This is a genomic window from Aeromicrobium sp. P5_D10 (assembly GCF_054049535.1).
This window is the reverse complement of sequence record NZ_JBFUME010000010.1, coordinates 151408-172740: the sequence shown is the minus strand read 5'-3', so window position 1 is coordinate 172740 and position 21333 is coordinate 151408. Positions and strand designations below refer to the sequence as shown.

The 21333-nt window shown below is 64.3% G+C and carries 15 protein-coding genes; 7 read left to right on the top strand and 8 right to left on the bottom strand.

Annotated elements, in window-relative coordinates:
- Positions 1-554 precede the first annotated feature (554 nt).
- Complete coding sequence (locus tag ACXJKC_RS18400) at positions 555-1451, top strand: sigma-70 family RNA polymerase sigma factor (protein WP_456698198.1); 897 nt, start codon at positions 555-557, stop codon at positions 1449-1451.
- Here ACXJKC_RS18400 and coaE read toward each other — a convergent pair.
- On the bottom strand, positions 1448-2056 hold the full coding sequence (coaE, locus tag ACXJKC_RS18395) for a dephospho-CoA kinase (protein WP_456698191.1): 609 nt from the start codon (positions 2054-2056) through the stop codon (positions 1448-1450). The two genes, ACXJKC_RS18400 and coaE, sit on opposite strands and share 4 nt — an antisense overlap.
- A gap of 10 nt (positions 2057-2066) precedes the next feature.
- Positions 2067-2906 carry an SH3 domain-containing protein gene (locus tag ACXJKC_RS18390; RefSeq protein WP_456698190.1) on the bottom strand — a complete coding sequence of 280 codons (840 nt, stop codon included), beginning with the start codon at positions 2904-2906 and terminating at the stop codon, positions 2067-2069.
- A gap of 135 nt (positions 2907-3041) precedes the next feature.
- On the opposite strand from ACXJKC_RS18390, the gene ACXJKC_RS18385 reads away from it, so the two are divergent.
- Positions 3042-4358 carry a class I adenylate-forming enzyme family protein gene (locus tag ACXJKC_RS18385; RefSeq protein WP_456698189.1) on the top strand — a complete coding sequence of 439 codons (1317 nt, stop codon included), beginning with the start codon at positions 3042-3044 and terminating at the stop codon, positions 4356-4358.
- On the opposite strand, the gene ACXJKC_RS18380 is transcribed toward ACXJKC_RS18385, so the two are convergent.
- On the bottom strand, positions 4355-5314 hold the full coding sequence (locus ACXJKC_RS18380) for a GlxA family transcriptional regulator (protein ID WP_456698188.1): 960 nt from the start codon (positions 5312-5314) through the stop codon (positions 4355-4357). The genes ACXJKC_RS18385 and ACXJKC_RS18380 overlap by 4 nt on opposite strands.
- A 93-nt stretch (positions 5315-5407) precedes the next feature.
- Here ACXJKC_RS18380 and ACXJKC_RS18375 point away from each other — a divergent pair, with 93 nt between their 5' ends.
- Complete coding sequence (locus ACXJKC_RS18375; protein ID WP_456698187.1) at positions 5408-5554, top strand: hypothetical protein; 147 nt, start codon at positions 5408-5410, stop codon at positions 5552-5554.
- Positions 5555-5621: 67 nt separating this feature from the next.
- On the opposite strand, the gene rpsA is transcribed toward ACXJKC_RS18375, so the two are convergent.
- The 3 genes from rpsA to ACXJKC_RS18360 form a co-directional block, all read right to left on the bottom strand.
- Positions 5622-7082 carry a 30S ribosomal protein S1 gene (gene rpsA / locus ACXJKC_RS18370; protein WP_456698186.1) on the bottom strand — a complete coding sequence of 487 codons (1461 nt, stop codon included), beginning with the start codon at positions 7080-7082 and terminating at the stop codon, positions 5622-5624.
- Positions 7083-7277: 195 nt separating this feature from the next.
- Positions 7278-8531, bottom strand: coding sequence for a M18 family aminopeptidase (locus ACXJKC_RS18365; protein ID WP_456698185.1), 1254 nt, complete (start codon positions 8529-8531; stop codon positions 7278-7280).
- 86 nt (positions 8532-8617) lie between these two features.
- Entirely contained in the window at positions 8618-9628 is a 1011-nt protein-coding gene (locus ACXJKC_RS18360; protein WP_456698184.1) for a DUF3068 domain-containing protein, read from the bottom strand.
- 146 nt (positions 9629-9774) lie between these two features.
- Here ACXJKC_RS18360 and ACXJKC_RS18355 point away from each other — a divergent pair, with 146 nt between their 5' ends.
- The 4 genes from ACXJKC_RS18355 to ACXJKC_RS18340 are packed head-to-tail and all read left to right on the top strand — an operon-like array spanning position 9775 to position 16569.
- On the top strand, positions 9775-11619 hold the full coding sequence (locus ACXJKC_RS18355; protein ID WP_456698183.1) for a hypothetical protein: 1845 nt from the start codon (positions 9775-9777) through the stop codon (positions 11617-11619).
- Positions 11620-11639: 20 nt separating this feature from the next.
- Positions 11640-13568: a hypothetical protein gene (locus ACXJKC_RS18350; protein WP_456698182.1), complete on the top strand. Its 1929-nt coding sequence runs from the start codon at positions 11640-11642 to the stop codon at positions 13566-13568.
- A complete protein-coding gene (locus tag ACXJKC_RS18345; protein WP_456698181.1) occupies positions 13565-15379 on the top strand; it encodes a hypothetical protein in 1815 nt (604 codons plus the stop codon). Before ACXJKC_RS18350 ends, ACXJKC_RS18345 begins: the two co-directional genes overlap by 4 nt.
- Positions 15376-16569 carry an acyltransferase family protein gene (locus ACXJKC_RS18340; protein ID WP_456698180.1) on the top strand — a complete coding sequence of 398 codons (1194 nt, stop codon included), beginning with the start codon at positions 15376-15378 and terminating at the stop codon, positions 16567-16569. The genes ACXJKC_RS18345 and ACXJKC_RS18340 overlap by 4 nt, the downstream gene beginning before the upstream one ends.
- Here ACXJKC_RS18340 and ACXJKC_RS18335 read toward each other — a convergent pair.
- Together ACXJKC_RS18335 and ACXJKC_RS18330 are read right to left on the bottom strand one after the other, a co-directional pair.
- On the bottom strand, positions 16464-20552 hold the full coding sequence (locus ACXJKC_RS18335; RefSeq protein ID WP_456698179.1) for an alpha-(1->3)-arabinofuranosyltransferase domain-containing protein: 4089 nt from the start codon (positions 20550-20552) through the stop codon (positions 16464-16466). The genes ACXJKC_RS18340 and ACXJKC_RS18335 overlap by 106 nt on opposite strands.
- Positions 20519-21253: a class I SAM-dependent methyltransferase gene (locus tag ACXJKC_RS18330; protein WP_456698178.1), complete on the bottom strand. Its 735-nt coding sequence runs from the start codon at positions 21251-21253 to the stop codon at positions 20519-20521. The genes ACXJKC_RS18335 and ACXJKC_RS18330 overlap by 34 nt, the downstream gene beginning before the upstream one ends.
- Positions 21254-21333 lie beyond the last annotated feature (80 nt).

The following is a 21333-nucleotide window of genomic DNA, read 5'->3' as shown; positions in this document are numbered from 1 at the left end:
CAACAACCAAAAAGGCTGCCGATCAAAACCGACGGGGTACTACCAATTAATCTCATCGACTTTTGACACACTGTTGAGTTCTCAAGAATCAGACGCTCACCACCCATCAATCCCAAAGGACATCAGGCACGGGGCAACTGGCCAAACAATTCAACTTACTTGCGGTCCGTCTCCGGGCGTATGAACACCGTGCCGTTGACCGCTTCAGAAGAAATTGGAGTGAGCACCGAGCAACCGGCCTGTTCAGGCCTTCCGCTCCGCCGTGCTGTCCAACAAGAAGAACATTACGGGGTCGTTTCATGAACGGTCAAATCGGGTCCCCGTGGCCCACATCACACATTGAACATTGGCTGGAATGGCAGGTTCACCGCACGAATCGGTACTCGGGCCCGCCGCGCCATGATAGGAGGCGGCAAAACAGCCTAAGAAGCGACTGAGAGCGGAATCCTTGCGCATGACTGCGCGTTGGGATGAGTACAAGCACAAACTGTGGGAGGCGCATCGTGAGCACCAGGATCGGCAACACCAACGTCGAAGGCAAAGACAGCGTGGGCATGTACCTCGCTGAGATTGCACGTACTCCCCTGCTCGGTGCCGAACAGGAAGTCGAGCTCAGCAAGACCGTCGAGGCGGGTCTATACGCCCGCCATCTCCTGGAGGAGGGGCGGGTAGGACGCAAGAAGGGTGGCGCGCCGAAGTGGGCCACAGAAGAAGAACTCACCTGGCTCGCTGAAGAAGGTGAGCGCGCAGTACAGACCTTCATCCAGGCGAATCTACGCCTGGTCGTGTCGATCGCCCGCAAGTACGGTCGCTCGGCAATGCCGATGCTGGACCTCGTGCAAGAAGGCAACACGGGACTCATCCGTGCGGTCGAGAAGTTCGACTATTCCAAAGGCTTCAAGTTCTCCACATATGCGACCTGGTGGGTACGTCAGGCGATCACCCGCGGCATCGCGCAGCAAGCGCGTGTCGTACGTCTCCCCGTGCACGTCGTCGAGGAACTGAATCAGGTCACGGCAGCACGTCGCAACCTCGAACGGCAGTTGGGCTACGACCCCGAACCGGCCGAGATCGGCTTGGAGCTCGGCATGGACGTTGACCGAGTCATCGACCTGATGGCCTGGGGACGCGATCATGTCAGCCTCGACTCCCCCGTCGACGAGGACGGCGACACGTCACTGGGTGATCTGATTGCCCGCGAAACCCAGCCCGGTCCTGACCTGGCGATGCTGAGCCATGAGTCACGTCACCTGATCGCAGAACTCGTCGATCATCTCGGTGAACGTGAAGCCGATATCGTGCGAGCCCGCTACGGCCTGCTCGATGGTCGTCAGCAAAAGCTTGCCGATATCGGCAAGCGGCACGGCATCTCCGCAGAGCGCGTACGTCAACTCGAGCGTGAAGCCCTCGCCACATTGCGCCGCATTGCCGATCCCGATCTGGCGGCTTAGCCAGCCAGCGCGGAGGCCCTGACCAGGAGCTCGTCCCAGATACCCCCGACGATGCGGACGAGCTCCTTCTGAGAACCGGTGTTGTCGATCACGAGATCGGCGGCACCGGTTCTTTCTTCGCGTGATGCCTGTGCGGCGATACGCGCGCGTGCATCCGACTCGCTCATCCCCCGGATCTGGGTGAGACGTTCAACCTGGGCCTCGACCGGAATGTCGACGACCAGAACGACATCGCACTGAGCCGCGGCGCCCATCTCCACGAGCAGCGGATTGTCGTGGACCACGATGGCATCGGGCCCAGCTGTGGCCTCCCGGCTCTCGCCCAGCTGACGAATGGCCGGATGAGTGATCGCATTGAGATCGCGGAGTGCATCCGGATCGGCGAAGACAATGGCCCCGAGGGCCGGACGATCCAGGCTCCCGTCGGGAGCGAGCACGTGCTGGCCGAAACGTTTGGCGATCTCGGTCAGTGCAGGACTCCCGGGCTCGACAATATCGCGCGCCAATTGGTCATAGTCGATGACGACCGCGCCATGATCTGCCAGAAGAGCACTGACTGTGCTCTTGCCCGAACCGATTCCACCTGTCAGACCGACCTTCAACATGCGGGTCAATCTAGCGCGTGGCCGCAGTTCCGTACGTCGTGACATGGACGTGGTCCATGTGGTTGGCCGTGGCACCGCCGCGGCTACTCATCCCACGCCAGCTCGCCGAGGTCGCCGGACGCCAGATTCGCTGACGCCAGATCAGGTACTCGATGCCGAGTTCTGCTCGATTCTCCTGCAAGAAGGCGGCGATCTCATTGCCGAGATCGCTTGAGACCATGATGTCGAGTGAGTGGCCCGTGGCGTGCTCGCCACGACCGGCCAGACCGCCGTAGCGGACGATCGACGGGAATTTGGCGCACACCGCGCGATGCACCTTGATCGTGTCGGGCTGCAAGCCGCGCTCAGATCCGGAACCCGAAGCGCAGGGTGCCGTGCCCAGGGGCATTTCCTTGGCCAGGCCCGAGGTCTTAACCCACCGGGGCAAACCCTTGTGCATGATCTCGGTCCAATCACCCTTGTTCTTGCCGGTGATGTCGACCGATTCGCCGTAGGCGACTTTGGCCAGGACAGGTGAAGACTTCTTCGCCGAGGCGTGGATGTCGAGGTCGGTGACGGCGTAACGCAGCCCCTCGATCTGCTCTTCCACATCGGCGACATTCGGCAGCGGAGGCCGTTCAGCGCTGCGGCTGACCTTCGTGGGCACCGTGCTGGACATGACCGACGCTGCAGCAAACCGATCCTTGCTCACGGTCGGGGCGGCATCGATCGAACCAGCACCTTGCACCACGACTCCGGCGACGACTCCGCCGATTGCCAGGGCACCTAGAGCAGGCAGGACAATTCGGGTCGGACGAGAGCGACGCGTACGTACTTTGGGTGCAGCGTGCTTGTGGCGTGAATCTGCCACGGATGACCACCTTGTGCCTAGGCGAAATCTGGCTCAGCGTCCGAGTCAAGCATACTGTGACCGCCAGATCACATCAGGCCCCCGATTTCAGCGGCGCGATGTGACCGACGTCTCATGATTCCAGAGGATATTGCGTTGCCGAATGTTTTGACCGCCCCCCAGAGCGAGTCGCAGCAACGTCGATTCGCCGGCTCCTTGGCGGCAGCGGGAGTAGTCGAGGGTGATCGGGTCGTGCTATCGATTCCGGGCAGCGCGGGCTATGTGAGCGCTGTGCTCGGAGCAGCACGGTCCGGAATTGTCCCTGTCCCGCTCGATCCGCGCCTCACGCCACATGAACGCAGCGCCATTCTCGCCGACGTCGCGCCCGCGTTGGTCATCGACGAGACCGCGGAGCTGGAGCGTCTTCTACAAGGCCCGGAGGAGACCTCGCTCCCGTCCTACCCCCGATGCCGTCCCATGCATTTCACCTCGGGCACGACCGGGCGTCCGAAGGGCGTGTGGTCGGGCCTCTTCACCGACGAACACGCTGCGGCACTCGCGCTCGAGGAGCGCCAATTGTGGGAATTCAACGCCGCCGACCTGGATCTGGTGGTGTCGCCGATCTACCACTCCGCACCCCTGCGCTTCGCCATGGGAACCCTCCTGGCCGGCGGCGCGATAGCCGTGCTGCCGAAATTCGATCCCGCCAATTTCGCCACAGCCATCCAAAGTCTGCGCCCCACGACCATGTTCTGCGTGCCCGCCCACCTGCAGCGACTATTCGCCTGGTTGGACGAGACTGGCACCGCATTGGACACAGCGTGCTTCCGACTCGTCGCCCACGCCGGAGCGGCGTGCCCCGAGCCGGTGCGACGCCGCACCCACGCCCAGTTCGGCGTCGACTCGGTCTGGGAATTCTACGGATCCACCGAGGGCCAATTCACCGCCTGTCGAGGCACTGAGTGGGTCGAGCACCCGGGCACCGTGGGACGGGCCCGTCCTGGCCGGACCATGACGACAGACGACGAGGGACAACTCTGGTGCACAGTTCCACCGTGGGCCCGCTTCACATACTGGAACGCTCCCCAGCAGACCGCTGCGACGTGGCGGGACACTCCGGACGGCCCGGCGTTCACTGTCGGTGACCTCGGCCGGGTCGAGGACGGGTTGGTCTATTTGGACTCACGCCGTGAAGACCTCATCATCACCGGCGGAGTCAACGTCTATCCGGCAGAAGTCGAAGCAGCGCTGGAGGATGCCCCCGGCCTCGTCGACCTGGCGATCTTCGGCCGCGACGACGAAAGGTGGGGCCAGCGCGTCTGCGCGGCGTACGTGGGCACGGTTGACGAGACGACACTCAGAACGCTCGCCTCAGAGCGTCTCTCCCCGCCCAAACGACCCAAGAGCTACGAGCGGCACCCCGCACTGCCCCGCACCGCGACGGGCAAGGTGCGCCGCAACGAGCTGATCTAGCCGACAGCGTCGACGCACGTGAAGGTCTTGCGGTACTGCAATGGGGTCGTGCCACGTGCAGCCGAGAAGTGATGCCGCAGGGCCGCAGCACTACCGAAGCCGACCCGAACGGCGATCTGCTCAACTGAGAGTGTCGTGTTCTCCAGCATCTCCTCGGCCAAGGCCAATCGTTGGTTGGTGACCCACTGCAAAGGCGTCGTGCCGGTCTCATCGCGGAATCGACGCGCGAAGGTCCGGGCCGACATATGTGCTTCCCGAGCCATGCGCTCAACCGGCAGGGACTCATCGAGACGATCCGATGCCCACGCGAGCAGCGGCGCGAGCGTGTCGGCTTCGGTCTGACCCATGGGCGTACGGACGTACTGAGCCTGCCCTCCGTCGCGATGAGGCGGCACGACGATGCGGCGTGCGGTCGTCGTGGCGACTTTCGCCCCGAATTGCTGGCGCATCAGGTGAAGTGAGGCATCGATCCCAGCAGCAGAGCCCGCACCCGTAAGGATCGAACCGTCCTGGACGTAGAGGACGTCTGGGCGCACGATCGCTTTCGGATACATCCTCGCTAGTCGGTCGCCGTAACGCCAATGAGTCGTGCACTCGCGGCCGTCGAGCAGGCCGGCCTCAGCCAGGATGAAGGAGGCCGAGCAGTGTGCGTAGACGATCGCGCCGCGCTCGTACGACGAGCGAGCCGCCTCCAAAACGAGCGGATCGAAATCCAGGAACTCGTATCGCGGCGAGAAGCACACCAGATCGGCATCCTCGATCGCCTCAAGCCCGTGGTCGACGTGCAGATCGAAGCCAGCGCGACCACGCACACGTCCGGGCCTCGGCGTGCAGACCCGGAAGTCGAACACGGGATTGCCGTCTTCGGCGTGATAGGGCTCGGCCCACACTTCGCACAGCGATCCGAGCCCGAAAGGCTCGGCGCCATCTTGGACGATCACGGCGACGGTCTTCATCCGGTCAGCATGCCAGCAACATGGCAGCATTTCAATGGCATATGTCTTTTCTGCCACTGGTGGCAGAATCCCATCAGGAGCAGAATTACTGCCATGATGATTTTGCTGATAGCGCTCACCGCGCTCCTGGTCACTGCCACCACGGTCGCTCTCGCCCGGACGATCCTCCACGACGGCTACGGCACGCATCCCGCGCCCCGCAGCCATTTCGACTACTTCGACCGCCGCCAGCTGCGGTGAATCCACAGCAGAAACACAGAACCCCCGGCCCACAAGGGACCGGGGGTTCTGTGTGTGAAGGCGATGCTTACGCGTCGCCGCCCGTGAGCTTCTCACGAAGAGCCTGCAAGGCCTCATCAGAGGCGAGCGAGCCCTCAACCGGAGCGGCGTCGTCGGTGACCGTGTCGGACGAGTAGTTCGACGCTTCGGCAGCTTCGATGCCGGCCTTCTCGGCCTCTTCGATCTGCTTCTTGTGCGCTTCCCAACGATCGTGCGCCTCGGCGTACTGCTTCTCCCACGTGGCGCGGGCTTCGTCGAAGCCTTCCTGCCATTCGCCGGTCTCGGGATCGAAACCGTCGGGGTAGATGTAGTTGCCATCGGCGTCGTAGGACGACGTCATGCCGTACAGCGTCGGATCGAAGTCATCGCTGATCGCAGCTTCGGTCTCGTTGGCCTGCTTGAGCGACAGCGAGATGCGGCGACGTTCGAGATCGATGTCGATGATCTTGACCATGACCGAGTCGCCGATCTGGACGACCTGCTCGGGGATCTCGACGTGACGCTCTGCGAGCTCCGAGATGTGCACGAGGCCCTCGATACCCTCTTCGACGCGAACGAACGCACCGAACGGAACGAGCTTGGTGGCCTTGCCCGGCACGATCTGACCGATCTGGTGCGTACGAGCGAAGTGCTGCCAAGGATCTTCCTGCGTGGCCTTGAGCGACAGCGAGACGCGCTCGCGGTCCATGTCGACGTCGAGAACCTCGACGGTGACCTCATCGCCGACCTGAACGACTTCGTTCGGGTGATCGATGTGCTTCCAGGACAGCTCCGAGACGTGGACGAGCCCGTCGACGCCGCCGAGGTCGACGAACGCACCGAAGTTGACGATCGAGGAGATGACGCCCTTGCGGACCTGGCCCTTCTGCAGCTCGGTGAGGAAGTTCTGGCGAACCGCCGACTGCGTCTGCTCGAGCCAGGCACGGCGCGACAGGACCACGTTGTTGCGGTTCTTGTCGAGCTCGATGATCTTGGCTTCGATCTTCTGACCGATGTACGGATCGAGGTCGCGCACACGGCGCATCTCGACCAGCGATGCCGGGAGGAAGCCACGGAGACCAATGTCCATGATGAGACCGCCCTTGACGACCTCGATGACGGTGCCCTCGACAACGCCGTCTTCGGCCTTGATCTTCTCGATGTCGCCCCAAGCGCGCTCGTACTGTGCGCGCTTCTTCGACAGGATCAGACGGCCTTCTTTGTCCTCCTTCTGGAGAACAAGTGCTTCGACGCTGTCACCGACGGAAACGACCTCGTTGGGGTCGACGTCGTGCTTGATGGACAGCTCGCGCGAGGGGATGACACCTTCGGTCTTGTAGCCGATGTCGAGGAGAACCTCGTCACGATCGACCTTGACGATGATGCCTTCGACGATGTCGCCGTCGTTGAAGTACTTGATGGTCAGATCGATGGCGGCGAGGAAGTCTGCCTCAGAGCCGATGTCATTGATCGCGACCTGTGGTGCCACGTGGGCGATACTGCTAGTCATAAAGGAGTTGCTCCGATGGATGGGTGGAATTGTCGGGCACGCCAGACAGCCCTTTGATCATGAGAATGTCGGGGAGATTCGCCCGACATGACACGAGTGCGGGCCTGCTACGTCCGAGGTACGCACAGGCCATCAGCGCAGCAACTATTCTACGCGACCGCCGTCACCCGTACAGATGGGGGTCGACTCTGTCAATCACGCGGGAGCCAGGAAGGCCGAGAGGGCTCGAGCATACGGATCCACATCGGCGGCAGCCATGACTTCGCGGGCCGAGTGCATCGCCAGCTGAGGAGCACCGACGTCTACCGTCAACATGCCTGTCCGGGCGGCGCTCAGCGGGCCGATCGTCGAGCCGCACGGTAGATCGGCGCGGTGCTCATAGCGTTGCAGGGGGACGCCGGCCTGATCGCAGGCACGTGCGAAGTGCGCCGTACCGGGGGCGTCCGACGCGTATCTCAGGTTGGGATGCAGCTTCAGGACCGGTCCCCCGCCCATCGCGATGTGGTGCAGCGGCTCGTGCCGTTCCGCGTGGTTGGGATGGGTTGCGTGGGCCATATCGCCCGACGCGCACACCGACGCCGAGACGGCCCGATGGAGATCTTCACGGGTACCACCTGCTGCCAGCACGATGCGCTCGAGCACCGTCGCCAGGAGATCGGACTGGGCACCGCGCTCGGAGGTGCTGCCCACTTCCTCGTGATCGAACAAGGCCAGTACAGGCCGGATGCCCGTCATCGGCTTCGCATCGATCAAGGCTCGCGTGCCGGCGAAGCACGTCACCTGATTGTCGAGACGGGGCGCGCTGACAAGTTCTCGCGCGGCACCGGTCAGGGCACTAGGAGCCGTGTCGTGGGTCATGAGCTCGAAGCCGACGATCTCATTGCTCTGCACACCGGCACGATCTGCGACGAAGTCGAGGAAAGAACCGGCCACCGTCGACCAGATCGCGTTGAGGTGGCGTTGCGGGTCGACGTCGAGCTTGCGTTCGGCCGACAGGTGGATAGCGAGCTGCGGGACCCGCAGCACGGGCTCGTCGATATGGACCAGCGTGTCGGTTCCGTTGCGCAATGACAAACGGCCTGCGAGTCCGAGGTCCCGATCGAGCCACGAGTTGAGCCATGCTCCCCCGTACGGCTCGAGAGCCACGACACCCAGCCCCTCGGGCGACAGGTCGTGATGCTGTTTGAGCCGGAGGTTCGGGCTGTCGGTATGCCCGCCGACAACCCGGAATGCGTCGGCAGGCGAGACGGATGCCTCCGAGGACCAGGCGATCAACGATCCGCCTCGGATGACGAAGTACCGTCCGGGCGCGGTCGGCCAGGCATCTCGCTCCTCGAGCTGCCCGTAGCCGGCCGTCTCGAGTTCGGCGGCCACCGTGCGGCACACGTGAAAGGGCGTCGGAGAGGCGTCGATGAAGGCGCACAGCGCCTCAGCAGATGCGATCGTCATGAGGCCCCCAGACTAGGACATCGGATCTGGAACCAGCGACGCCSCAACCATGATGGTTGCGGCGTCGCGATGCTGTGCGGTGTCGGTCAGCGCGAACCCGTCATCTCTGGGTCGGCCTTGCGGTGGCCGCTGGACCTGTTGGCCCCGCGACGCGACAGCAGACCCGCAGCGATCAGCACCAAGCCCAGGACCAGGCCGCCGATCGGCACGGTCGTCTTGATGGCCGAAAGCAGTTTCGCCTTGCCCTTGTAGTCGTCGACCGTTTGGGAGACGTTGGCGTCGGTGTAGCCGAGCGTCGCCTTCGTCGTGGTCAGCACCCGCTCACCGTTGAGTTCCAGGTAACTGTCCTGGGCCGTCTCACCCTTGACCACGACTCCCGTCACCGGCTCGACGTTGTAGTTGGTGACGCTGGAGTAGATCCGATCGGCCGTCACAGTGTCCTCTTTCGAACCCACGAGGTCGCCGGGAACATCGATCGTGCCGGTGTTGATCGGCTCGATCGTCTGTCGGTACTTGTAGACCTTCAGACCCTTGATCTTTCCTTCACCGATGTACTTGGCCGGCGTGGCCTTGCGGATCGTGCCGTCCCAGTACTGGTAGGTCTTCTTCTTGGAGTCGAATGGGAACTTGAAGTACAAGCCCTCGAAGTCACCCGGTTCGATCGTGGTGCCGTCACCCGTTGACTGGGTGCCCTTCCACGACACTGCCTCACCGGTGTGGCGATCGAATGCGACCGTGTCATCGGTCGCCGAAAGCGCAGTCTCACCGCTACCGAAGTCGAAATCGACCTTGTCGGTCGCGTCGTAGATGTTCCAGACCGCGATGTCCTTGTCCAGCTCCTTGCTCGCCTGCTTGCTGGCCTTGATGTCGCCCCTCACGACTTTGACATTCTTCAGCGGGCCGGTGGTGATCTTCAATCCCGCGGCCACATCGAGATACTCAGCGTCCGCCCCCGGGGACGTCTGAGAAATGCTCGTCGTGTCCTGATTGAGAGGCACGACGGCCAATCGGTCGTACATGTAGAACTTGGACAACGCTGCGAGCGCTACCAAAAAGGCTCCAAGGAACAGTGCAACCGTCCCCAACGTCTTTCCCACTGTGGGCTCCCCTCCACGGATTAATTACTTGAAAGTAGCATCGCGAGGGCGCATTTGGCGTGCTACATCACATTGCAACGTTTGGGCGCGTTCGACACCGCGGCCTTGTCCGACATCGGTCCTTGGATATGGCAGCATCAAACCCCGTGACACCCACCAGCGCCGCGAACCTCCGCCATCGCATCGGCGCACGTCTTGGGGCTGTCCCATCCACACGCTGGATTGCTGTCGCGGCTCTGGCGCTCATCGCGGCGCAACTCGTCCAGCGATCGGTATATATCTCGCAGAGCTGGTTCCTGGTCGACGACTTCAGATTCTTGCAGGACATCTCCCTCGGACACGATGACGCCAGCTGGTATCTGCGCATCCACCAGGGACATTTCATGCCGCTGTCGTTCGTCCTGGTCAAGATCGTGTCGCTGTTCGGGGTCTTCAACTGGACGGCTGTCACGATCCAGATCCTGTTGTTGCAAGCCGCAGCGAGTTTTGCCTGTTGGTGGATGCTACGAACCGTCTTCGGGACGTCACGGGCGGTTCTGCCGCTGCTCGCGTTCTATCTGTTCGCGCCGTTGACGATGCCCTCGATCATGTGGTGGGCGGTTGCCATCAACCAGCTTCCCCACCAGATCGCGCTATGCGGTGCGTTGGGTGCCCACGTCCTGTACTTGCGGTCACGGCAATGGCGCCACCTGGCCTTGACGACGCTGTTCCTGTCTCTCGGCTTCGTGACGTACGCGAAATCGCTGCTCATCCCGGTGGTACTGGTCGTCATTACGGTCGCCTGGTTCGGCCGCGGCAACGGGGTCGTGCGCTGGTGGCGGGCGTTCCGCGAACACTTGGCCGCCTGGGTCCTTTACGGAGCGGTGTCAGCTGCGTTCGTTGTCGCCTATTTGAACGCCGCGCCGGTATCTGAACGATCACAGTGGTCCAAGCTGTTCGAGTTGTCCGAACGAACCACGCTCGAAACGTTCGGGACCACCATCATGGGCGGGCCCTGGAACTGGCGACTGCTCGGCGACGGCCCCATCAGTTACACCGCGGCACCGGACCTGCTCATCATCGTCTCCTGGCTCGTCATCATCAGTGCGATCGCGTGGGCTTGGGCCACGCGGATTCGCGCATTACGTGCGCTATGGCTGCCGGGGATCTACCTGGCCTTCTCGATCCTGCTTGTATGGACCGGACGCGGATACACGCTCGACCTGCTCGGTCCGTCCCAGGTATCGCAGCATCTGCAATACATCTCGGACGCTGCTCCGGTCCTGACCTTCGCGATCGGGGCGATGTTCCTGCCGATCAAGGGCGCTCCCGATGCCTGCGCACCACGAGCCTCTCCGCTCGTGACGTTCCAGCTTCCTCGGCTGCTGCTGGTCGGGCTCGCCGCGATATTCCTTGCCGGCAGCGTGCTGTCGTCATCGAAGTATGCCGAGCCCTGGGCGAACAACTTCGTGGAGCGTTCGTTCACTACCGAGGCGATGCGGGAGATCCGGACCAATCGGCCGGTCCTGGCCGACACCGCAGTTCCCAGCCGCGCATTCAGTGCATTGCTGACTCCCCACCATCTGATCAAGAACTACTTCTCGTTGCTCCGAGACGATCTCGACGTCCGCGACGTCGGAACAGATATGTCGGTGCTGAATCTGAAGGGCGAAGCCGTGCCCGCCGATGTCGATGCCGGCCCACGCACCGATCACGATGCTGCGAAACCATGCCCGATAGTTGTCGCCGACAAAGTGCGGACGATCACGTTCGCACCTGTCATCGACTTCCAGTTCTGGATGGCCATCGACTATTCCGCGAACTTCGGCGGCGACGTCGTCCTGACTGTCGCAGGCAAACAGCAGTCTGTGCCGATCGAGCAGGGGGCGCACCGCTTGCTTGTCGCCACCGACGGATCGTACGACCGGATCCAGATCAGACCACTGGTCGATCAGCAGATCTGCGTCAAATCGGTACGCATCGGCCAGCTCGTCGATCCGGGGACGCTGTGAACGACCAGACGACCGACCCAATGGTGCTTCTGGCACGCCGCGCGTGGACCGCGCTCACCCGCCGGCTCTCGGGCCGCGGACGAGTCACGCTGCTCGCATTCTTGCTGATCGGGACGCAGTTGCTGTTCCGCACCTGGGCCACGGCCGGCAGCTGGTTCATGTGGGACGACTACATCTTCTTGGGCGATGTGGCGCTCGGCGAGGACGATATGACTTGGCTGTTCCACAGCCATTTCAACCTGCTCATGCCGGCATCGTTCCTCCTCGTCAAACTCGTGGGCGCCGCCGGGCTCACCTGGGGCGTCATCGCGACCCAGATGCTGATCCTGCAGCTTCTCGCGAGCATCGCCTGCTGGTGGATGCTGCGCACGCTGTTCGGTGACCGCCGCTTGATACTGATCCCGCTGGCGTTCTACCTCGCCAGTCCCCTGACGATGCCTGCCTCGTTGTGGTGGTCGGTGGCGATCAATCAACTGCCCCACCACATCGCGATCTTCGGAGCCATCGCCGCGCACGTCACGTATCTGCGCTCGCGCCGCCTCGTCCATCTCGCTCTTGCGTTCGCCTTCCTGCTCCTGGGATTCGCGAGCTACGTCAAGACACCGCTACTCCTGGTCGTCCTGGTGGCTCTGGCCGCCATGTGGTTCACCGCAGGTCCGTGGCGGGCCCGGCTGAAGACCATGGCTTCGTGGTGGCCCGCCTGGGCGCTGTACGCCTTGTCGGCGATCGTCTACTTCCTGATCTGGCTCGGCCAGCAGACGACACCGGAACCCCGTCAGATCTGTGAGCTTCCGGGGACGTTCAAAACGTCGATCTCCGAGACGGTCGGCACCGCGCTGTTGGGCGGCCCCTGGAATTTCACGTTGTGGACCGGCGGGGTCGACCCGTTCATCGCTGCCTCGAAGTGCGTACCGGTCGCGTACCGCGGTGACCACGAGCTGATCCTGGGCGGCGCCCCCCAGTCGCTGGCCTCTCCGGCGCTTTTCCCGATGGTGTTGTCCTGGGTCGTGCTGATCGCGCTCATGATCTACCGGTGGTCACGGCATCGACACGCCTTGATGTCGTTGTGGTTCATGGTGCCGTACATCGCCGGGTCCGCCGTTTTCGTGTACGCAGGACGTGCCGGGGTGTGGGGCAGCCAGGTCAGCGCCCGTGAGATCCGGTACTTCGCCGATATCGCTGCCGTCGCAGCGCTCGCGCTTGGCACAGCCCTGCTGCCCATCGCCGGTTCACGCACGTCGGTGGAACGGCGTGAACGCCCCTATCTGCTGGTACAAGTGCCCAAACACGCCTTCGCAGTCTTCGGCGGACTGTTCCTGGTCGGCGCGGTGTGGTCGAGCATCAGCTACGCAGCACCCTGGCACGAGACCAGAGACGGCACGAAGTTCCCCGAACGCGTGTTCATCAATGAGGTCAGGACCCAGATCGCGGAGAGCGAGCAACGACCGGTGCTGATCGCCGATGTGCCGCTGCCCGCGATTGTGGCGACACCCGCCCTCTATCCGGACAATCTGCCGTCTCGCAAACTGGCGCCATTGGCCCCGGAACTCCAGGCAGTGCGTGCCGGCACCGATCTGTCGATCCTCGACGTGAAGGGACGGATCCGCGAGGCCTGGGTACCCAAGGCGCCACGTGCTGATCCCGGCCCCGTCGAAGGCTGCGGCTACCTCGTCCAAAAACAGACGTCACGTATCGCCATCGCACCGGTCGCCGATGCGCCGTGGTGGGTGCGGATCGATTACCTCGCCGGCGATGACGGGACGGCATTCGTCCGAGCCGGTGACTCCGTCCAGAAGATCGCGGTCGAGAAGGGCCTGCACTCGATGTTCCTGGCGACCACCGGCGCATATGACGAAGTGCTACTCCGCACAGGCAACGACATCACCTTGTGCGTGGACAATGTCCACGTGGGCGGCATCGAGCCCAAGCTCAACGACAGGACACCATGAACGACTCACGACGCTTCACGCCGGCTGAACGGCTTGCCCTGATCGCGCTCGGCATGATCGTTGCACAGTTGGTGCTGCGCGGCTGGGCGACAGCGGGCAGCTGGTTCTACTCCGACGACTTCATCTTCATCGGCACGACCGCCAGCGGCCTGGCCGATCTGGACTGGATGTTCTCACCGCACAACATCCATCTGATGCCGTTCGGCCTCTGGCTGTCGACGTGGGTCGGCAACATCGGAACCTTCAGCTGGCTGTTGGCCGCGACGCAGATCCTGTTGCTCCAAGCCTTGGCGAGCCTGAGTTGTTGGTGGATGCTGCGCACCTTGTTCGGCAACCGGCGCGGCGTGCTCGTGGCGCTGGCCTTCTACTTGTTCGTCCCGATGTCGTTCCCGTCGATCGTATGGTGGTCGGCCTCGCTCAACCAGCTTCCGCACCAGATCGCCCTGTTCGGCGCGGTCGCCGCGCACGTCACGTACCTGCGGACGCGCCATCCCAGCCGTGCCGTGCTTGCCGGACTGTTCATGCTGTTGGGCTACGCGAGCTACACCAAGACATTGCTGCTCCCTGTGCTGTTGGTGGCGCTGACACTCGTGTACTTCGCCGGCGGACGCCTCATACCCAGGATCCGTACGACGTTCGTGCAGTTCTGGCACGCCTGGGCGGTCTACGGCGTCCTGACGATCGGCTATCTCGCGATCTACCTGTCGACCGTCCCGCGTTCGTCCTGGCCCGGTTGGCAGAGCCTGACCGACACTCTCGACCTCAGTGTCGTGAAGTCATTCGGACCTGCTCTGCTCGGCGGTCCATGGAACTGGGACACGCTGGGACAACCCGGCGGCGTCGGGCCCAGATTGTTCGTGGCCACCCCCCTTGTGCTGATCGCGCTGTCGTGGGCCGTGATCGCGCTCCTGGCGGCCTACCAATGCTTGCGCTACCGACGCGCCTGGTGGTCAGCCTTGGTACTCGTGCCCTATCTCGTGCTGAGCGCCTACCTGGTGTCGTCGGGACGCTCCGAAGCGTTCGGCGTAGGTCCCGCCGCCCTCGAGCTGCGCTACCTGGCCGATCTATCCGGAGTCGTGGCCCTGTGTCTCGGACTTGCCACGATGCCGGTCATCGGAGCAGTCCACAGCGTCGAGAAGCGTGAGCCGCCCGTACTGACGGTCGCACTGCCTCGTCGGGCGTTGACGGCAGGCGCCGCACTGTTCCTGGTCGGATCGCTGGTCTCCTCGATCGGCTACGCACGTCCGTGGCATGACGCCGACAAGATGCCGCAACAGGCATACGTCGACAACGCCCGCGATGCACTGTCCGAACGACGTATGGTGCTTGCCGACACGACAGTTCCCGGCGAGGTCTTGTGGTCGGCCGCATTCCCGGCCAATCTCGTCTCGCGACTGCTTTCGCCTCTGAACAACAGATTCACGACGGCGACAGCCGGCAACGATCTGAAGATCATCGGCCCGGACGGTCGGCCGGCCGCAGCAGCGATTCCTGGTGAGCCGCGCACTGAACTCGGACCTGAGGAAGGCTGCGGGTTCGCCGTCTCGGGCGATCCCCGCACGATCGAGATCGTGCCGGTCATCGACTTCTCGTTCTGGTTGAGCATCAACTACCTCAGCGGCAGCGAAGGCACCGCAACGATCACAGCCGGCGAGACGACCCAGGAAGTGGCCATCGAAAAAGGCCTGCACACGCTGCTGCTGCAGACTCGCGGCGCCTACAACTCGGTCACGATAACCCCCGGCCCGGCTGTCAGCCTGTGCGTAGACAACATCAACGTCGGCGAGCTCGCGCCGATACCTGCCTCATGACTGAGCTGACGACCGACCACGAGACCTATCCTGGTCTCGACACGCTGCGCGGCATCGCAGCCATCATGGTCGTCGGCACTCACACGGCGTTCTGGGCGGGGCACTACACGCACGGCATCTTCGGGGCAATGACGTCACGACTGGATCTCGGCGTGGCCTTCTTCTTCGTCCTGTCGGGATTTCTGCTCGGGCATCCATTTCTGCTGGCCATGGCCGAGGACCGTCCGCAGCCGGCAGCAGGACGCTACTTCTGGAAGCGCGCGCTGCGCATCGTGCCGTTGGCGGTCATCGCGACAGTGGCGGCGTTGGCGTTCCTCGACGACAATTCCGGTGCCTCGTTCAGCACGTGGGTGCAGAATCTGAGCCTGACCGCGTTGTACATCGACGGGACGCTGCCGGCTGGTCTGACACACATGTGGAGCCTCGCGACGGAAGTTGCGTTCTACCTCGTCCTGCCGGTGCTGATGTGGGTCGTTGCCCGGCTGATCTGTCGACGCCGTTGGAACCCGCGCGGGATCTACCTCGCACTGGCCGCTCTGGCGGTGGTCAATGTCGTATGGCTCGTCGAGATCGCACCGCACCGTATCGGAGCCGGCCAGTGGTTGCCGGCCTACCTGACCTGGTTCAGCGTCGGCCTGGCCTATGCCGTCATGACGATCGAGCGCAGACGACCTGGCGGAGCCGATCGTCATCGGTTCTGGACGACTCTGGCCGCCATGCCGGGCACGTGCTGGGTCGCCGCGCTGGCCTTGTTCGCGATCATCGCCACGCCGATCGGCGGACCGATACTGCTGCAGGCGCCGACTCACACCGAGGCGGTCAGCAAGAACCTGCTCTACGCCGTGATCGCCGGACTCATCGTGCTGCCTTCCGTCCTCGGACCGAAGTCGGGAACACGCTACGCCGACCTCATGGGGCATCGCGTGCTGCGGCACGTGGGACACATCTCGTACGGGATCTTCTGCCTGCACCTCATCGTGCTGCATGCCGTGTCGAGCCAACTCGGCCTGCCGGTCTTCCAGGGGAACGGCTGGCAGCTATTCGGCGCGACGCTCGCGGCAACGCTTGTGCTGTCGGAGATCGCCTACCGTGTCGTGGAACGTCCGAGCATGCGGTTGAAGAATCTGCGGATCTCGCGGTCGAAGACACAACCGCCCGCCGCCGCGACCGACGCCACGACGCACCACTGAACCCAGTCGTACGATCCGGCCCATCCAGCCGGGCTGGTCCAAGGACGCATGAGATACACCGTCCCGGCGACCAGGACACCGAACGATGCCAGCCACGAGACATCCCACCGGCGACCCAGCATGACCACCGCCAGCGTGGCAACGGCGGCGCACGCAGCGCCCCCCGGACCGCCGACGGCCAGGGTCGCCGTCACAGCGAGGACGGTCGCGGCCACCGCGCGCCAACGCACGCGGGGCGGTCGCGACACCTCGGCGTCAGGAGCTTTGCGGCGTAGACGTACCACCGCGACCAGCAGAGCGATGGCCGCACCCAGACCGACTAGCAACATGCCGAGGTAGAGCCGCGCGGGTCCGAACCTCGCCACAAGCTCGTCGTCGGAGGAGACCCAGCCCTGCTGCCAGCCGTTGACCGTCATGGGTCGTGCCGGTGGGGCGGTCCAGCCTCCGTTGACGTTCTGCGACAAAGCGACGAGTCGCTGTCCGTCTCCTGGCAGCTGCGGCACGGTGATCCGGTGGCGCCCCAGCCGCGTCGTCCTGGCAGCGGCACCGTCCGCGAAGGCGGCACCCGGCTTGGTCAGTCGAACACTGGCAGGACGAAAGGCCGCACTTGCCTGCACCGTGATGCGATGGTCGCCGGCCGCCAACTGGACGCCCGGCAGCTCGCAGACCGTCGTGCTGATGGTGCGGCGCGACAAGACCGCGCGCCGGCTGGTCCGCAGCGACGTTTCGAACCGCTTGCCGTCGATCTCGACACGGGGGCCCGAACCGCACGGCAGGTCTCTTACCGTGCTGGCGCCGGTCGACAGTTTTTTGCCTCCTGACACCTCGATCTCGCTGATGCCGAGCGGTAGGCCACTTCCCGTCCCGTCGAACGACAGACTGGAGCGGACATAGGCGGCCGTGATCTCGACGGTCAGCCGCGAGGTCGTGACATCAGGCAGTTCGGCACGGCCGTCGGTGTCGAACCGGACCTCGATGCGCCGGCCCGAATCAGTCGTCACCTGCGCCCGGCGAGGCGCCGACGCAGCCAAGGTCGGGTCGGTGCGCAGCACCAGTTCGTCGAGGTCACGGTCCGCTCCGAAGTCGATGTCGAGCTGCGGCGTCACATCGCGCAGTGCAGCGATCCACCCGGTCTGTGGGTCGCCGTCGATTGTGGCCAGCAGCCCAGCCGCCGCCTGGCTGCTACCTGTCGAGGAGGCACGCAGGCGCACGTCACCGCTGAGGTGATCAGTCAGTCCGGTCGAGTCCTGCGCATGCACGCTGACACCCACCGCGTAGGCCGCCTCCTTCGGCAGGCTGAAGCTGCGGTCGATCGTGCGGCCGTCCTCACCCAGTCCGTCGCGGCCCGCAGCACAGCGCGTCACCGTGTCGACGTTGCGGCACACGGCCGGGCCATCGGCCGCGGTCAGCACGATGTCGTCCGGCGCATCCCAACTGCTCGGCAGTCCTGGCAGTCGCAAGGGACGTGACAACTCCACCCCGGGAATTTCGATCTCGTCGAACGACAAAGGCTCAAGTCCGCTCGACGGCCCCGTGATTCGCAACATGCGGGTCAGTCCCACCGGCGTGCCTAGCGCCGTCTCGGTGCCCGCTTGAGCTGCGGACGTCTCTGTGCCGCTGTCGGTCATAACCCTCAGATCACGGTCAGGCTGCCCCCTCGACAGACGTGCCCGCAGGCCGGCCACCGAAGTCGGTTCGTCGAACTCGATCTCGAGCCAGGCCCGAGTCGTCGACGATCCCGCCGTCCACCGGGTCGAGCGGTCGCCGTCGAACGCCGACCACGGTTGCCTCGCGGGGTCGATCCGGGGCTCCGTGACGTCTGACGCCGACGACGATGCCGTGATGCGCCGAGCCCCGACGAGCTCCGCTACGGTCTTCCAACGCTGACCGCCGGAAGACACGTAGTCGTGGACGGGCCGATCGATACGAAAATCGCCGTCGCCTGTCAGGGTGGCCGAACGGTTGGCGACGACTCGCCCGAATGCGACCTCTTGCAGACGGTCGGTGTCGGTCAGCACCACCGGACCGTCAGGCTTGGACGTTCCCTGGTCAGTTGCCAGGACTGTGTCAGTCGACGAGCCGAACAGGCCGTCCTGGGTCAGCAGCGCTTGCGGCGATCCGACAACGACGGGGGTCCTGCCCCACGGCTGGACCATCGCCTCAGACGAGTCGACTCCTTCGACCTCGAAGATCTCGACCGCGTGATGCTGCGACTGGCGTCCAGCGTTGACGAAGACAGTTTCGCCGCCGTCGGTCTCCTGCGAGGGCGGGCTTCCCACCAACGGCCCGAATGTCTGGGCCAACACCACGCCCGGCGTCGTCAGGAGCGTCGAGTGCACGAGCTCGGGATCATAGGTCGCGTCATTGGCTAGATCGTGGCGCACAACCAGATACCGGATGCCCGAGCGGATCAGCTGGTCACGCAGCGCCGGCGAGCCCAGACCGGAGCCGAAGGAGGCCTCGAGGGCATCGAGCATCCGGATCGACCCGGCTGGCGCGAGCGGCACCGCATTGCGCACCGACCACGGACCGCGCAGGTACGGCTGGACGACCTCATCGCGAGGGCTTCCCCACAGGTACTCGCCGAACGACGAGCCGGGCAGCAGCAGACTGTTCTGGTCTGCTGCCTGCGCGTTGAGCCAGGTCGTCGTATCGGTCCAGTACGCGGGCACATCGGAGTAGGCACCCCGATTGGCCAGATCAGCCGTCCACGCCGGAACCGTCGAGCCCAGCAGAGCCGCTGCCGCGAGGATCATCGCGCCCGATGTCGCCAGTGCCGACCGGCGACGGACGGTTCCCGCCTCACCCGCCGGACGACGTGACAAGGCGCTGATCAGGTGCACGACGCCGAGCACCATCGGAACACGGATCAGCGGGTCGAACTTGTGCGTGTTGCGCAGCGGGGACAGCGCCCCGTCGAGCAGGTCCTGCACGACGCCCGAACCCAGATTGGTGCCAGTGTGACCGAGCGTGACCGCGATCAGGCCGACGGCCACTGAGGCGATCATGAAGCGGCCGACAGGATTGTCGCGTCGCGCAATTCCCCAGAGGCCCAACACCATCAGCACCGTGCTGTTGACGATGACAGTGGGGTTGGAGATCAAGGCGTGGCCGCTGACCATCGTGCCGTCGAGGTACGGGATCCAGTTGGTGGTGCCACGCAGTGCATCGAAGGCCGTCGCAGCGAACGTCGTCGTGGTCGCGCTCTCGATGAAGTCGAGGAAGGGCGGGCTGTAACGGCCCAGGAGCAGGAGCGGGCCGAGCCACCACAACGTCCCCAACGCCACACATGCCGGCCACCAGATCATCAAGGATCGTCGGCGATCGCTCGGAGCGGCCATCAGCAGCCAGATTGCCCCCAACGGGATGACCGCGAATGTGGCAGCGGCGTTGACCCCGCCGACACACGCGACCGCCACCGCGCTGAGTGCCGCAAGGTAGCGCGTGTTGCCTCGTCGCAACCCGATCACCAGAGGCACCAGCACCCACGGAGCGAGGGCTGACGGCCACACCTCGATCGAGCTCGCGCCGATCACACTCATGATCCGCGGCGACAGCGCGTACGCGACTCCACCGATGAGCCGGGCGGCGGGCGAGCCCAGGTGCAGGGCCCCGCACAATTTGACCATGCCCAAGAAGGCCACGACGAGCAGCAACGACCACCACAGCCGCTGGATGATCCATGGTTCGATCGAGGCCAGGTTCCCCAGCCAGAAGAACGGTCCCATCGGGAACAGATATCCATAGGCCTGGTTCTGCATCTGACCGAACGCGCCGGACGGATCCCACAGATGCAGGGCCCGTTCGAGAAACGCCCCAGGAGCCAGCACGAGGTCAGCCTTGGTGTCACCGACCGTCTGGCCGGGCCGGGCGATGAAGGTCAGTGCTGCCAGCGCCAGGCTCGTCGCCCCCAGACGCAGACGCCACGCCAGCGCCGACGGAGGCACACTCACCGCTTCTTCAGGACGATCGCGAGATTCCATGTCACCACTTCGCGCAAACCTGGTACCCGCAGCACCCACCACGACCAGCGCGGCAGGTAGCGGGGAATTACGGCGATCACCTCGGCCGCGTCCTGCCGCTTGGCCCACTCGATCCCGGAGGCCGCTGTCACTGCGAACAACGAGGTGCCGAAGACGTTCTTGGGCGGGCGACCATGCGACTTCTCGTAGCGGCGCGCTGCCCGGTGTCCTCCGAAAAAGTGCCATGGCGCGGTCTCGTGACCGCCCCACGGGCCGTACCAGAGGGTGTACGAGATGAACACGAGTCCACCGGGGCGGGTCACCCGCACCATCTCGTCGGCCATGGTCCAGGGCTCGCTGACGTGCTCGAGCACATTGGACGAGTACGTGACACCAAAGCTGTCGTCGGCGAACGGCAGCTGCATTCCGCTGCCCAGCACGGTGCCCGGCATGGGATCGCCCAGGCCCGACAGCTCACCCAGGTCGGCGTCCAGCGCGGTGTAGGTCGCGCCGGCGGCCCGGAACGCGTCGGCGAAGTAACCGGGCCCTCCCCCGACGTCCAACGTCCATTGGCCGGTGAGCGAGCCGAATGTGCCGATCTGAGCCACCGAGTCGCTCGCCAACGTGCCGTAGAAGTGGTCTGGATCGCGTTGCTCGACCCTGAAGGCCCGGAACAGCTTCCAGGATCGCCGAAATGTCGGACGGAAGGCGGTCTCAGGCACCCGTGCACGATACCTGAGCGCACGGCCTTTTCCCTGTTACGCTGCGATGGTCGGGTTGAGGGACCCGACACCGCTGCATT